A 14450-nucleotide genomic window follows, 5' to 3' on the forward strand; every position below is an offset into this window, starting at 1 on the left:
CGGCACGACGACGTGGGAAGGACCCCCCTCACGTGACCGAGACGATCGAACCCACCTCCGGCGGAGCGGCCCGCAAGCGCGGAGGTGGGCTCAGCTCGATGCTGATCGCCGACCTGCGGTCGATGGCCGACGGCATGGGCATCGCAGGCGCCAGCACCATGAAGAAGGTCCAGCTCGTCGAGGCGATCAAGGGCGCCCAGGCCGGCGGTCGTCCGGCCGCCGCGGCGCCCGCGCCGGAGGCAGCTGCACACGCCCAGGCCCCGTCCGAGCCGGCGGCCGAGTCGACCTCCGAGGCTCCCGCCGAGACGCCGGTACGCCGTCGCTCCCGCGGCGCCCAGCGCGAGGCCCAGGCCGACACCGGCGGGCAGCAGGCCGACCAGCGCCAGGACCAGAGCGAGGACCAGGCCCAGGAGCAGCAGGACCAGCCGGCCCAGGACGGCGAGCGTCGTCGCGGCCGCCAGGACCGCCAGCGCCAGCGCCAGCGCGACCAGCAGGACGGCTCGGCGGACCAGCAGCAGGACCAGCAGGACCAGCAGCGCGACCGCCAGGACCGGGACGGCAAGCAGGGCAAGCAGAACCGGGACCAGAACCAGCAGCAGAACCAGAACCGCGACCAGCAGCAGCGCGACCAGCAGCGCGAGCGCGACCGGGAGGCCCAGCGCGAGCGCGACCGCGAGGCCCAGCGCGAGCGCGACCGCGAGGCCCAGCGCGAGCGCGACCGCGAGCGTGACCGGGAGCGCAACCAGGACCGCGCCAACCAGGACCGGGACCGGGATCGCGGCCAGGACCGCGACGACGACGACCTCGACGGCACCGGCCGCAACCGCCGGCGCCGCGGGCGTGACCGCGACCGCACGCGCGGGCAGCGGGGCGAGCCGGACACCACGATCCTCGAGGACGACGTGCTCGTCCCCGCCGCGGGCATCCTCGACGTGCTGGACAACTACGCGTTCGTGCGCACCAGCGGTTACCTGCCGGGGCCGGACGACGTCTACCTCTCGCTGTCGATGGTGCGGAAGTTCGGCCTGCGCCGCGGCGACGCGATCGTCGGCCAGGTGCGCCAGCCCCGCGAGGGCGAGCGCCGCGAGAAGTTCAACCCGATGGTGCGCGTCGACAGCGTCAACGGGGCGGACCCGGAGGCCGGCAAGCACCGCGTGGAGTTCGCGAAGCTGACCCCGCTCTACCCCGACGAGCGGCTGCGCCTGGAGACCGGGCCGGACAACCTCGTCGGCCGGGTCATCGACATCGCCGCGCCGATCGGCAAGGGCCAGCGCGGCCTCATCGTCTCGCCCGCGAAGGCCGGCAAGACGATGGTGCTGCAGTCGATCGCCAACTCGATCACGACCAACAACCCCGAGTGCCACCTGATGGTCGTGCTCGTCGACGAGCGGCCCGAGGAGGTCACCGACTTCGAGCGCTCGGTCAAGGGCGAGGTCATCTCCTCGACCTTCGACCGCCCGCCGGCCGACCACACCACGGTCGCCGAGCTCGCCATCGAGCGGGCCAAGCGCCTCGTCGAGCTCGGCCACGACGTCGTGGTGCTGCTCGACGGCATCACCCGCCTGGGTCGTGCCTACAACCTCTCGGCGCCCGCCAGCGGTCGCCTGCTCTCCGGCGGGGTCGACGCGGCCGCGCTCTACCCGCCGAAGCGGTTCTTCGGCGCCGCGCGCAACATCGAGAACGGCGGCTCGCTGACGATCCTCGCCACGGCGCTGGTCGAGAGCGGCTCGAAGATGGACGAGGTCATCTTCGAGGAGTTCAAGGGCACGGGGAACATGGAGATCCGGCTGCGTCGCGACTTCGCCGAGAAGCGCCTCTTCCCGGCGATCGACGTCGTGCAGTCCGGCACCCGTCGCGAGGAGCTCCTGCTGTCGAAGGAGGAGCTCGCGATCATCTGGAAGCTGCGCCGGGTGATGGCGAACCTGGACAACCAGCAGGCCCTCGAGCTGCTGCTGGAGCGGCTGCGCAAGGCCCAGACGAACATCGAGTTCCTCATGCAGGTGCAGAAGACGACGCCGGCCGCCGGCGCCGAGGACTGAGGCGTCCTGGGCGCCCGACGCGGGGTGGCCGAGCCGATCTCGGCAACCCCGCGTCGCCGCGGGGCCGGACCCCGTAGGCTGAGCCGGCACGGACGGGGCCGACCCGACCGGCACGAACGACGTAACCCGGGGAGGGACGAACGTGGCACGCATCCTGGTCGCTGACGACGACGTCGACATCCGGGAGCTGGTCGAGTTCAAGCTCTCCACGCTCGGCCACGACATCGTCGCGGTCTCCGACGGCGCAGCCGCGGTGGAGGCCTGCCAGGCCCAGCGTCCCGACCTCGCGGTCCTCGACGTGATGATGCCGGGCTTCTCCGGCCTCGACGCGATCCGGGTCATCCGCGCCGACCCCGCGCTGGCGGACCTCCCGGTCATCCTGCTGACCGCACGGGCGCAGGAGTCCGACGTCGAGACCGGCTTCGACTCCGGGGCCGACGACTACATCACCAAGCCGTTCAGCCCCCGCGAGCTCGCCTCGCGGGTCGAGGCCCTGCTGGCCCGGTCGGTGTGAGCCGGACGCACCCGCGACGATGACGGCTTCGGCCGGCCGGACGGCCGGCGGGTCACCCCGCGTCCCGGCGCCGGCCGGCGGCCGCCCGGTCGCCCGGCTGCTCGCGCCCATCCTGGTCCGGATGGGCATGCTGCTCGCGGTCATGGCGGCGATCTGCATCGGCGGCGTGCTCGCCTCGACCCAGGCGCTGGACCACCTCACCGACGAGCTGCTCCCCGCGGCGACCGCCAACGAGGACGTCCTGCAGGACCTCACCGACATGGACGCCGCCGTCGGGGCCTACGCCCGCAGCGGCGAGCAGGAGGCGATCGACAACTACGAGCAGGCGATGCAGCGCCTGCCCGGCCACGAGCGCCGTGTGCGGGAGTACGCCCGGGGTGACGCCTCCCTCGAGCTGCTCGTCACCCGCCAGCAGGACGCCGCTGACGCCTGGGTGGCGCGGTACGCCGAGCCGCGGGTCGACGCGCCCGGCGGCCCGGGGACCTTCCAGCAGGAGCGCTACGACCGCGGCCAGCGCCTCTTCGACGCCGTGCGCGAGACCCACCTGGCCACCCACGAGGAGTTCGACCGGCGCCAGCGCGACGCCAGCTCGGACGCCCAGTGGCGCTTCCGCGGCACGATCCTCGCGGTCGTCGTCCTGGGGCTGCTCGGCTGGTTCCTCGTCGGCCGGTCTCGGCGCCGGCTCGACCGCGAGCTGTCCGCACCGCTCCTGGCGATCGAGGCGACCGTGCAGCGGGTCGCCCGCGCCGAGGCCGACGTGCGCGCCGAGGTGGCCGGGCCCCGGGAGGTGCGGGCCGTCGCCGTCGCGCTCAACGAGCTGCTCGAGCAGCAGTCCCGTGCCCGGGCCGTGGAGGCGCGCATCCAGACCGAGCTGCGCGCCCTCGACACCGCCCGCGACGACTTCGTCTCCAACGTCTCCCACGAGCTGCGCACGCCGCTGACCACGATCAGCGGCTACCTCGAGATGGTCGCCGAGGAGTTCGAAAACGACATGGCCCCGCGCCACGAGCGGATGCTCGAGGCGACCCGCCGCAACGTCAGCCGGCTCAAGACGCTCATCGACGACCTGTTGACGCTGTCGAAGGCCGAGAACCGCGGCACCGACCTCGAGCAGGTCGACCTCGACCAGGTGGTCCGCGACGCCGCGACCGACGTACGCATCACCGCCGCCCGCCGCGGCATCGCAGTGAGCGTGACCGCCCCCGGCCGTCCGCTGCCGGTGCTCGCCGACCGGGCGATGCTCAACCGCGCCTTCCTCAACGTGCTCAGCAACGCCGTGAAGTTCAGCAAGGACGGCGACCCGGTCGAGGTCGAGGTCACCGCGTCGATGGGCCAGGTGCAGGTCGCGGTCCGCGACCACGGCATCGGCATCCCCACCGCGGAGCTCGAGCGGCTCGGCACCCGGTTCTTCCGCGCCTCCAACGCGGTGCGCAACGAGATCGCCGGCACCGGCCTCGGCGTGCGGATCGTGCAGACGATCATCGACAAGCACCAGGGCCGCGTGCTGTTCGAGTCCGAGGAGGGCCGGGGGACGACGGTGACCATCTCGCTGCCGCTCCAGGGCGACCGGGTGCCGGCCGCGCCGGCGCCGGCCGAGCTCGTCGGTGCCGACGAGGGGACCCACGACGCCTGAGGCCGGGAACAACCACGATTGGGTGGGCGTTCTGTCCGGTGGCACAATCTCGTGCTGGTTCCGGTTCACGTGCATGCCGCAGGGCGCGGCGGACGACCCGGCGACTGAGAGGACATCATGAAGAAGGACATCCACCCCGAGTACGTCGAGACCCAGGTCACCTGCACCTGCGGTGCCGAGTTCACGACCCGCAGCACTGTCGCGTCGGGCCAGATCCGCTCCGACGTCTGCTCGCAGTGCCACCCGTTCTACACCGGCAAGCAGAAGATCCTCGACACCGGCGGCCGCGTCGCCCGCTTCGAGGCCCGCTACGCCAAGGCAGCCAAGAAGTAGCTGTCCCCGAGCGCCGGCCCCTGCCACCACGGCAGGGGCCGGCGCTCGTCGCATGTCCACCTCCCGATCCCAGACCTGCAGGAGCCACCGGTGTTCGAGGCCGTCGAGGGCATGCTCGCCGAGCACGCCGCGCTGGAGCAGCAGCTCGGCGCGCCCGAGACCCACGCCGACGCCCGGCTGGCCAAGCGGCTCAACCAGCGCTATGCCCAGCTGTCGTCGGTCATCGGTGCCTGGCGTGACTGGCAGGCGCTGGGGGAGGACCTCGAGGCGGCCCGCGAGCTGGCCGCCGAGGACCCGTCCTTCGCCGAGGAGGCCGAGTCGCTCGTGCCCCGCCTGGGCGAGGCCGAGGAGCGGCTGCGCCGGCTGCTGGTCCCGCGCGACCCCGCCGACGACAAGGACGCGATCCTCGAGGTGAAGTCCGGCGAGGGCGGCGAGGAGTCGGCGCTGTTCGCCGGCGACCTGCTGCGCATGTACACCCGGTACGCCGAGGGGCGCGGCTGGAAGGTCGAGCTGCTGGACGCCACCGAGTCCGACCTCGGCGGCTACAAGTCGGTCACGGTCGCGGTCAAGGCCAAGGGCGCCTCGGAGCCCGGCGAGGCGCCGTACGGCCTGCTCAAGTTCGAGGGCGGCGTGCACCGCGTGCAGCGGGTGCCGGTGACCGAGTCGCAGGGGCGGGTCCACACCAGCGCCGCCGGCGTGCTCGTGATGCCCGAGGCCGAGCAGGTCGACGTGACGGTCGACGACAACGACCTGCGGATCGACGTCTTCCGCTCCAGCGGTCCGGGCGGCCAGAGCGTCAACACCACCGACTCGGCCGTGCGGATCACCCACGTGCCGACCGGCATCGTCGTCTCCTGCCAGAACGAGAAGAGCCAGCTGCAGAACAAGGAGCAGGCGATGCGGATCCTCCGGGCCCGGCTGCTCGCCGCCGCGCAGGAGGCCGCCGACGCGGAGGCCAGCGATGCGCGCCGTAGCCAGGTCCGCACCGTGGACCGCTCCGAGCGGATCCGCACCTACAACTTCCCGGAGAACCGGATCTCCGACCACCGCACCGGCTACAAGGCCTACAACCTCGACCAGGTGCTCGACGGCGACCTGCAGCCGGTGCTGGCCTCGTGCGTCGACGCCGACCTCGCCGACCGGCTCGAGGCGCTGGAGCAGTGAGCGCGCCCGTGCGGCGCCGCACGGTGCTCGCCGAGGCCACCGCCCGGCTGCGCGACGCCGGCGTCGCCAGCCCCGAGCACGACGCCGCCGAGCTGCTGGCCCACGTGCTCGGCACCACCCGCGGCCGGTTGGTCCTCGTCGACGAGGTCGCCCCCGCCGCCGTGGAGCAGTACGCCGCGCTGGTGGCGCGCCGCGCGGGGCGCGAGCCGCTCCAGCACCTGACCGGCTCGGCCTGGTTCCGCCACGTCGAGCTGGCCGTCGGCCCCGGCGTGTTCGTGCCGCGGCCGGAGACCGAGCTGCTCGCGGGGTGGGCCGTCGAGCGGCTCGCCGGGCTGGTGGCGGCGGGGGAGACCCCCGTGGTCGTCGACCTGTGCACCGGGTCCGGCGCGATCGCGAAGGCGTTGGCCGACGAGGTGCCGCAGGCACGCGTGCACGCGGTCGAGCTGGACGAGGCCGCCCACGGATGGGCGGAGCGCAACCTCGCCGGCACCGGGGTCGTGCTGTGCCAGGGCGACCTGGCCACGGCCTTCGACGACCTGGCCGGGTCGGTCGACGTGGTCACCTGCAACCCGCCGTACGTCCCGCTGGACGCCTGGGAGTCGGTGGCCCCCGAGGCGCGCGACCACGACCCCCACCTCGCGCTGTTCTCCGGCGACGACGGGCTCGACGCGATGCGCGTCCTGGAGCGCCGCGCGGCCGTGCTGCTGCGGCCCGGGGGAGTGGTCGGCGCGGAGCACGCCGACGTGCAGGGCGAGTCCGCGCCCGCCGTCTTCGCCGCGACCGGCCGGTGGACCGAGGTCCGCGACCACCGCGACCTGGCAGGTCGGGCGCGCTTCCTGACGGCGCGGCTGGCACGATGACCCGGTGAGCGAGCGCTACCCGACCGGCACCGAGGACGAGCGCGAGGCGGCCGTGGAGGCAGCGACCCTGGCGGTCCAGCGCGGCGAGCTGGTCGTGATCCCCACCGACACCGTCTACGGCATCGCCGCCGACGCCTTCGACCCCGCGGCCGTCCACGACCTGCTCGAGGCCAAGGGTCGCGGCCGCGACATGCCCCCGCCGGTGCTGGTCAGCTCGCCGACGACGCTGGACGCGCTGGCCGTGCGGGTGCCCGGCTACGCCCGGACCCTGGTCGAGCACTTCTGGCCCGGCCCGCTCACGATCGTGTGCCACCAGCAGACCTCGCTGCAGTGGGACCTCGGCGACACCCGCGGCACGGTCGCGGTGCGGATGCCCGACCACCCCGTCGCGCTCGAGGTCCTCGAGCGCACCGGCCCGCTGGCGGTGTCCTCGGCCAACCTGTCGGGCATGCCCGCGGCCACCGACGCCGAGCAGGCCGAGGAGATGCTCGGCGACGAGGTCGTCGTGCTGGTCGACGCCGGGGAGTCCCCGGGCGGCGAGGCCTCGACGATCGTCGACTGCACCGGCGACCAGGGCCGCGTCCTGCGCCGCGGTGCGCTCTCCCTGGAGCAGCTCAACGAGGTCCTCGAGCCCCTGGGCGCCACGCTGACCGACGAGGGCCAGGCGAGCGCCTAGTGCGGGAGTACATCCTCGTCTTCCTCGTGGCCGCGACGGTGACCTACCTGCTCACCGTCGTGGCGCGGGAGATCGCGATCCGCACCGGTGCGGTGGCCGCGGTCCGGGACCGGGACGTGCACGACGAGCCGATCCCCTACCTGGGCGGGCTGGCGATGCTGGGCGGGCTCGTGGCGGCGTACCTCGTCGCCCGGGAGCTGCCGTTCCTCTCCCTCAGCGGGCCGTTCGTCTTCCGCGACGCCGGCATCGTGCTCATCGCCGGCGCGCTGATCTGCGCGGTCGGCGTGCTCGACGACATCTTCGAGCTCGACGCGTTGACCAAGCTCGGGGGACAGGTGCTGGCGGCGGGCTTCCTCATCGCCTTCGGCCTGCAGTACTTCTACGTGCCGCTCACCAACGGGGAGACGCTCTCGCTGGACCCCTCCCAGGGGGCGCTGCTCACGGGGTTCGTGATCGTGGCGACCGTCAACGCGGTCAACTTCGTCGACGGGCTGGACGGCCTGGCCGCGGGCGTCGTCGGCATCGGCGCGATCGCGTTCTTCGTCTTCTGCTACCAGCTCACCCGGCTCAACGACGCCCCGCGCGCGACGACCGCGGCGCTGCTCAGCGTGGCGCTGGCCGGGGTCTGCGTCGGGTTCCTGGTACACAACTTCCACCCCGCCCGGCTGTTCATGGGCGACTCCGGCTCGATGCTCATCGGGCTGGTGCTCTCGGCGAGCGCGGTGACGCTCACCGGGCAGTTCTCGGGCACCGAGATCGCCCGCGGCGGCTCGGGCACGCAGGCCAGCCTGCTGCCCACGCTGCTGCCGGTGCTGCTGCCCGTCTCCATCCTCGTGGTGCCGCTGCTGGACCTGGTGATGGCGGTCGTGCGCCGCACCCGGGCCGGGCGGTCGCCGTTCGCGCCCGACAAGCAGCACCTCCACCACCGCCTGCTGGAGATCGGGCACAGCCAGCGCCGCGCGGTGCTGATCATGTGGCTGTGGGCCGGCCTCATCGCGTTCGCCACCGTGTGCGCGAGCCTCTACACCGGGGTGTGGGTCTGGCTCTCGGTCGCCGCCCTGGCCGCGCTCACGGTGGTGCTCACCTTCGTGCTGCCCGTGCTGCACAAGCCGAAGGTGCTGGAGGTGCTCGATGAGCCCTCTCCGGAGACTTTGTGATAGTTTTCACGAGCGGTCGCAAGGCCGTTGACGACCGCGACGAGACCCCTCCGAGGACGGCCGCCGGATGAGCACCGAGAAGCCCCGCGAGACCCCGAGGACCCGCCGTGACGGCGGGTCGGCGGTCCTGGTCGGAGCGGCTCTCGGCACGGTGGCCGCGGGCCTGCTGGCCACCCTCGTCGGCGCCCTCGTCGACGGCGCCCCGGGGGCGTACGGCGCCCTCGTGGGAGCCGCCCTGGTGGTCGTCGTCTTCGCCTTCGGGTCCGCCACCGTCCACGCCGTCGCAGGCCTCCTGCCTGCGGCTTCGCTGGTCGTGGCGCTGCTGACCTACGTGCTCCAGCTGTTCGTCGTGCTGGTCGTGCTCTCCGCGCTCGACGGCTCCGGCGCGGTGGGGGACACCCTCTCGCGCGGGTGGCTCGCCGGCGCGGTCATCGTCGGCGCGCTGGCGTGGACCTTCGTCCAGGTCGCGCTCGCCTCCCGCGTGCGCATCCCGGTCTACGAGCTGCCCGAGCACGACGCCGGGCAGGCCGCTGGGCAGGACTCCGCGGAGCACCTGACCACCGCACAGCCCGGGGGTGATCGATGACCTCCCACGCCTGCTATCGTCCGGGGCGCCATGAGTCAGCAGGACCAACCCGCTGTTCCTCAGGACGGCCCGAGGGGCGATCCGTGGCACGCCTTCGGCTACATCGTCTCGGGCGTGGCGGTCTACGGCGTCCTGGGGTACCTCGCGGACCGGTGGCTCGGCACGACGTACCTCGTGGCTGTCGGCATCCTGATCGGTGCCACGCTCGGGATCTACATGACCTTCGCTCGTTTCAACCGTGTCCGGCCGGACGACCAGCCGCCGCACGAGCAGTCGCACGACAGATAGAGGAGAACTGGTGAACGTCGCAGCCGTGGTGCGTTCCGCAGACGGGTTCACCCCGCCCGGACCGGCCGACTTCGACCTCCCCGCCATCGGCGGCGGCTCGACGATGGACTTCCTCGGGCAGGAGGCGGTCCTCGGCGTCACCAAGCCGATGCTCCAGATCGTGCTCGCCGCGATCCTGGTCTTCGCGTTCTTCAAGGTCGCCTCGGCCAAGCGCGCGATGGTGCCCGGCAAGCTGCAGTTCGTCGGTGAGGAGGCCTACGGCTTCGTCCGCAACTCCCTCGGCCGCGAGATCATCGGCAGCCACGACTTCCAGAAGTACACGCCGTACCTCTTCGCGCTGTTCTTCTTCATCCTGCTCAACAACCTCTTCGCGTCGATCCCCCTCCTGCAGTTCCCGACGTTCTCCCGCTCGGGGATGGTCTACTCCCTGGCGCTGCTGAGCTGGGTCGTCTACAACGTCGCCGGCATCCGCAAGCACGGGTTCGTCGGCTACTTCAAGCTGCAGTCGGTCCCCGCCGGCATCGGCGGCCCGATGCTGATCCTGCTCGTGCCGCTGGAGTTCATGTCGAACATCCTCGTGCGGCCGGTCACCCTGGCCCTGCGACTCTTCGCGAACATGTTCGCCGGCCACCTGCTGCTGATCCTCTTCGCCCTCGGCGGTGAGTACCTGGTGACCGAGATGGCGATCCAGTACGCACCCGTCGGCGTCATCGCGTGGCTGCTGTTCATCGCCGTCGCCTTCCTGGAGATCCTGATCCAGTTCCTCCAGGCCTACGTCTTCGTCCTGCTCAACGCCATGTACATCAGCGGCGCGATCGCGGACGAGCACTGAGCCTCGCGCTCGGAGCACCCGAACCAACCAGCACCACCTGCACGACCAGCACGACCTCTGATTAGCAGGAACACACCGAAAGGAAGATTGCCGTGGAAGGCACTCTGAACGGCTCGCTCAACATGATCGGCTACGGCCTCGCGGCCATCGGTCCCGGTATCGGTATCGGTCTGATCTTCGCGGCCTACATCGCCGGCGTTGCCCGTCAGCCGGAGGCCCAGAGCCGCCTCCAGTCGATCGCGATCCTGGGCTTCGCCCTCGCGGAGGCGCTGGCCATCATCGGTATCGCCCTCGCGTTCGTCCTCAGCTGATCACGCCCTCCGCCTGTAGGACCCGGAAGGACCTGGCATGCAAGCACTTGTGACCTCCTTGGTGGTGAGGGCGGCCGAGGGGGAGGAGCACGAGCTCAACCCGCTCATCCCGCACCCGATCGAGCTCATCTTGTCGCTCGTCGTCTTCGCGATCCTCTTCTTCCTCGTGAAGAAGTTCGTCGTGCCGGCGTTCGAAGCGACCTACGCCGAGCGCACGAAGGCGATCGAGGGCGGCCTCGCCGCCGCCGAGACCAAGCAGGCGGAGGCCGACGCCAAGCTCGCCGAGCTGGAGAAGCAGCTCGCCGACGCCCGGCACGAGGCCGCGCGCATCCGTGAGGAGGCGCGCGAGCAGGGCGCCACGATCGTCGCCGAGATGCGGGAGCAGGCCCAGGCCGAGTCCACGCGCATCGTCGAGCACGGCAAGGCCCAGATCGAGGCCGAGCGCCAGCAGGCGGTCACCTCGCTCCGTGCCGAGGTCGGCACCCTGGCGACCACCCTCGCGGGTCGGATCGTCGGGGAGTCGCTGGAGGACGACGACCGTCAGCGTCGCGTCGTCGACCGGTTCCTCGCCGACCTCGAGACCGGCACGCCGGGCCGGAACTGAGGAGGAGCACTGATGACCTCCTCGTTCCGCGGCGCCTCCGCCGACGCCGTGGCGACCCTCACCGACGAGCTGGGGGGAGCGGTCTCGGGTTCGCCGGAGACCGCCACCACCGTCGCCGGTGAGCTGTTCTCGGTGTCGCAGACCCTGCGCACCGAGGGCCCGCTGCGCCGCTTCGTCACCGACGCGTCCCTGCCCACCGAGGCCAAGACCGGTCTCGTGGGCCAGGTGCTCGGCGGCAAGGTGTCCGACGCGACCCTGTCGGTGGTCCGGTCGGCGGTCAGCCGTCGCTGGACGTCCGCCGGCGACCTGCCCCACGCGCTCGAGCACGTGGGCGTGGTGTCGGCGGTCAAGGGCGCCGGGGACCAGGCGGGTCGTCTCTCCGACGAGCTGTTCGGCTTCGCGCAGACCGTCAAGGACACCCCCGAGCTGCGCGACGCGCTCTCGGACCCCGCTCGTACGCTCGAGGACAAGGCTCGGCTCGTGCACTCCCTGCTCGACGGCAGGGCCCTGCCGGCCACGGTCACCCTCGTCGTCCAGTCGCTGGCCGGCACCCACCGCACGGTGAGCGTCGCGCTGGCCGAGTACCAGAAGGTCGCGGCCGACGCCCGGAACCAGGGCGTGGCGACCGTGCGGGTGGCTCGTGACCTGACCGACGCCGAGCGGGACCGCCTCGCGGACGCGCTGTCACGGCAGTACGGCCGGCCGGTGCACCTCAACCTGCTGGTGGACCCCACGGTCCTCGGCGGGCTCCGGGTCGAGATCGGTGACGACGTCATCGACGGCACCGTGTCCAGCCGTCTCGACGACGCCCGGCGTCGTCTCGCCGGCTGACCCACCCCTCACTTCACAGCTGTAGAGACAAGAGAGAAGGAACCGAGATGACGGAGCTCTCCATCCGTCCGGAGGAGATCCGCGACGCGCTGCAGAAGTACGTCGCCGACTACCGGCCCGAGGCCGCGAGCCGCGAAGAGGTCGGCATCGTGGCGGAGGCCGGCGACGGCATCGCCCGCGTCAGCGGCCTGCCGTCGGCCATGGCCAACGAGCTGCTCGAGTTCGAGGACGGCACGCTCGGCCTGGCGCTCAACCTCGACACCCGCGAGATCGGCGTCGTCATCCTCGGTGACTTCGACAAGATCGAGGAGGGCCAGACGGTCCGGCGGACCGGGGAGATCCTCTCGGTCCCGGTCGGCGAGGGCTACCTCGGCCGCGTCGTGGACCCGCTGGGCAACCCGATCGACGGCCTCGGCGACATCGAGACCAGCGGCCGCCGCGCCCTGGAGCTCCAGGCCCCGTCGGTGATGCAGCGCAAGTCGGTGCACGAGCCGCTGGCCACCGGCATCAAGGCGATCGACGCCCTGACCCCGATCGGCCGCGGTCAGCGCCAGCTGATCATCGGTGACCGCGCCACCGGCAAGACCACGGTCGCGATCGACACGATCATCAACCAGAAGCAGTACTGGGAGACCGGCGACCCGAGCAAGCAGGTCCGCTGCATCTACGTCGCGGTCGGCCAGAAGGGCTCGACCATCGCCTCGGTGCGCGGCGCGCTCGAGGAGGCCGGTGCGCTGGAGTACACCACCATCGTCGCCTCGCCGGCGTCGGACTCCGCGGGCTTCAAGTACCTCGCGCCGTACACCGGCTCGGCCATCGGCCAGCACTGGATGTACGACGGCAAGCACGTCCTCATCGTCTTCGACGACCTGACCAAGCAGGCCGAGGCCTACCGCGCCGTGTCGCTGCTGCTGCGCCGCCCGCCGGGCCGTGAGGCCTACCCGGGCGACGTGTTCTACCTGCACAGCCGCCTGCTCGAGCGCTGCGCGAAGCTCTCCGACGACCTCGGTGCGGGCTCGATGACCGGTCTGCCGATGGTCGAGACCAAGGCCAACGACGTCTCGGCGTTCATCCCGACCAACGTCATCTCGATCACCGACGGCCAGATCTTCCTGCAGTCGGACCTGTTCGCGGCCAACCAGCGCCCGGCGATCGACGTCGGTGTCTCGGTCTCCCGCGTCGGTGGCGCGGCGATGACCAAGGCGCTCAAGGCCGTCACCGGTTCGCTGAAGGTCGACCTGGCGCAGTTCCGCGCGATGGAGGCGTTCGCGATGTTCGCCTCCGACCTCGACGCGGCCTCGCGCCAGCAGCTCGACCGCGGCCAGCGCCTGATGGCGCTGCTCAAGCAGCCGGCCTACTCGCCCTACCCGGTCGAGGAGATGACGGTCTCGCTGTGGCTCGGCACGACCGGTCGTCTCGACCGCGTCCCGGTCGAGGACGTCGCTCGCTTCGAGCGCGAGTTCCTCGACTACCTGCGTCGCTCGCACGAGGGCATCCTCAACGCGATCCGTGAGTCCCTGAAGTTCGAGGACGACACGGCCTCTGCGGTCGAGGACGCCTACACCTCCTTCCTCGACCAGTTCGAGACCTCCGAGGGCGGGTCGATCAAGGTCGGCCACGAGGCTCCGGCCGAGGCGCTCGAGGACGAGGACCAGGAGCAGATCGTCAAGCAGAAGCGGGGCTGACGCATGGCCGTATCGCTGCGTGAGTACCGCGCGCGGATCAAGTCGACGGAGTCGATGAAGAAGATCACGCGCGCCATGGAGCTCATCGCTGCGTCCCGGATCATCAAGGCGCAGCAGCGGGCACAGGCGGCAGCGCCGTACGCCCGTGAGCTGACCCGCGCGGTGTCGGCGGTGGCGACGTTCTCGAACGTCGACCACCCGCTGACCCGCGAGGAGGAGAACCCCAAGCGGGCGGCCGTGCTGATCGTGACCAGCGACCGCGGGCTCGCCGGCGCGTACTCCGCGAACGTGCTCAAGGAGGCGGAGCGGCTCGCCGAGAAGCTCCGGTCCGAGGGCAAGGAGATCGACACCTACATCTGCGGCCGCAAGGGCGAGGCGTACTACAAGTTCCGCCAGCGCCCGGTCGTGCGGTCGTGGACCGGCTTCTCCGACCAGCCGTCGTACGACGTGGCGGCAGAGGTCGGCGCCGCGCTCATCGAGTCCTTCCTCAAGCAGCAGGGCGAGGAGGGAGACGTCGACGAGGTCCACCTCGTCTACACGCGCTTCCGCTCGATGCTCACCCAGGAGCCGACCGCGGTCCGGCTCCTGCCGCTCGAGGTCGTCGAGGCCGAGGAGGGTGGCTCGGCCGAGCGGCCGGACCCCTCCGACGTGCTCCCGCTCTACGAGTTCGAGCCCTCGGCCGAGGCGGTGCTGGACGGGCTGCTGCCGCAGTACGTCCAGAGCCGGGTGTTCTTCGCGCTGCTCCAGGCGGCGGCGTCCGAGCTCGCCGCGCGCCAGAAGGCGATGAAGTCCGCCACGGACAACGCCGACGAGCTGATCAAGAAGTACACGCGCATCGCCAACCAGGCCCGCCAGGCCGGTATTACCCAGGAAATCAGCGAGATCGTCGGTGGCGTCAACGCACTCGCCGACGCGAACTCCGGGAGTGAGTGAGAAG

16 protein-coding genes are annotated in these 14450 nt (G+C 71.7%); all 16 read left to right on the plus strand.

The features are described from left to right. Positions 1-32: 32 nt before the first annotated feature. Complete coding sequence (gene rho / locus QWY29_RS15400) at positions 33-2039, plus strand: transcription termination factor Rho (RefSeq protein ID WP_300961899.1); 2007 nt, start codon at positions 33-35, stop codon at positions 2037-2039. A gap of 142 nt (positions 2040-2181) precedes the next feature. Further along, positions 2182-2553, plus strand: coding sequence for a response regulator transcription factor (locus QWY29_RS15405; protein ID WP_300961900.1), 372 nt, complete (start codon positions 2182-2184; stop codon positions 2551-2553). A gap of 19 nt (positions 2554-2572) precedes the next feature. Continuing rightward, a complete protein-coding gene (locus QWY29_RS15410; protein ID WP_300961901.1) occupies positions 2573-4186 on the plus strand; it encodes an ATP-binding protein in 1614 nt (537 codons plus the stop codon). Between the two features lie 117 nt (positions 4187-4303). Continuing rightward, positions 4304-4519, plus strand: coding sequence for a 50S ribosomal protein L31 (gene rpmE / locus QWY29_RS15415; RefSeq protein ID WP_300961902.1), 216 nt, complete (start codon positions 4304-4306; stop codon positions 4517-4519). 90 nt (positions 4520-4609) lie between these two features. After that, positions 4610-5683, plus strand: coding sequence for a peptide chain release factor 1 (prfA, locus tag QWY29_RS15420; RefSeq protein WP_300961903.1), 1074 nt, complete (start codon positions 4610-4612; stop codon positions 5681-5683). Continuing rightward, on the plus strand, positions 5680-6543 hold the full coding sequence (gene prmC, locus QWY29_RS15425) for a peptide chain release factor N(5)-glutamine methyltransferase (protein ID WP_300961904.1): 864 nt from the start codon (positions 5680-5682) through the stop codon (positions 6541-6543). Before prfA ends, prmC begins: the two co-directional genes overlap by 4 nt. 4 nt (positions 6544-6547) lie before the next feature. After that, the gene (locus QWY29_RS15430) at positions 6548-7219 is read left to right on the plus strand and encodes an L-threonylcarbamoyladenylate synthase (protein ID WP_300961905.1); all 672 of its coding nucleotides are present in this window, start codon (positions 6548-6550) and stop codon (positions 7217-7219) included. Next, positions 7219-8376: an MraY family glycosyltransferase gene (locus QWY29_RS15435; protein ID WP_300961906.1), complete on the plus strand. Its 1158-nt coding sequence runs from the start codon at positions 7219-7221 to the stop codon at positions 8374-8376. Before QWY29_RS15430 ends, QWY29_RS15435 begins: the two co-directional genes overlap by 1 nt. A gap of 67 nt (positions 8377-8443) precedes the next feature. Further along, positions 8444-8962: a hypothetical protein gene (locus QWY29_RS15440; RefSeq protein WP_300961907.1), complete on the plus strand. Its 519-nt coding sequence runs from the start codon at positions 8444-8446 to the stop codon at positions 8960-8962. Between the two features lie 30 nt (positions 8963-8992). Then, the gene (locus tag QWY29_RS15445; RefSeq protein ID WP_300961908.1) at positions 8993-9250 is read left to right on the plus strand and encodes an AtpZ/AtpI family protein; all 258 of its coding nucleotides are present in this window, start codon (positions 8993-8995) and stop codon (positions 9248-9250) included. Positions 9251-9260: 10 nt separating this feature from the next. After that, a complete protein-coding gene (gene atpB / locus QWY29_RS15450) occupies positions 9261-10082 on the plus strand; it encodes a F0F1 ATP synthase subunit A (protein WP_336621846.1) in 822 nt (273 codons plus the stop codon). Positions 10083-10204: 122 nt separating this feature from the next. Next, positions 10205-10393 carry an ATP synthase F0 subunit C gene (atpE, locus tag QWY29_RS15455; protein WP_367891531.1) on the plus strand — a complete coding sequence of 63 codons (189 nt, stop codon included), beginning with the start codon at positions 10205-10207 and terminating at the stop codon, positions 10391-10393. A 37-nt stretch (positions 10394-10430) separates the two neighbouring features. Then, a complete protein-coding gene (locus QWY29_RS15460) occupies positions 10431-10997 on the plus strand; it encodes a F0F1 ATP synthase subunit B (protein ID WP_300961909.1) in 567 nt (188 codons plus the stop codon). A gap of 12 nt (positions 10998-11009) precedes the next feature. Further along, positions 11010-11828, plus strand: coding sequence for a F0F1 ATP synthase subunit delta (locus QWY29_RS15465; protein ID WP_300961910.1), 819 nt, complete (start codon positions 11010-11012; stop codon positions 11826-11828). Between the two features lie 47 nt (positions 11829-11875). Continuing rightward, entirely contained in the window at positions 11876-13513 is a 1638-nt protein-coding gene (gene atpA, locus QWY29_RS15470; protein WP_300961911.1) for a F0F1 ATP synthase subunit alpha, read from the plus strand. Positions 13514-13516: 3 nt separating this feature from the next. Next, positions 13517-14446, plus strand: a complete 930-nt coding sequence (locus tag QWY29_RS15475) for a F0F1 ATP synthase subunit gamma (protein WP_300961912.1) — start codon at positions 13517-13519, stop codon at positions 14444-14446. Positions 14447-14450 lie beyond the last annotated feature (4 nt).

The organism is Nocardioides abyssi (genome assembly GCF_030412915.1).
Taxonomy (GTDB): Bacteria; Actinomycetota; Actinomycetes; order Propionibacteriales; family Nocardioidaceae; genus Nocardioides; species Nocardioides abyssi.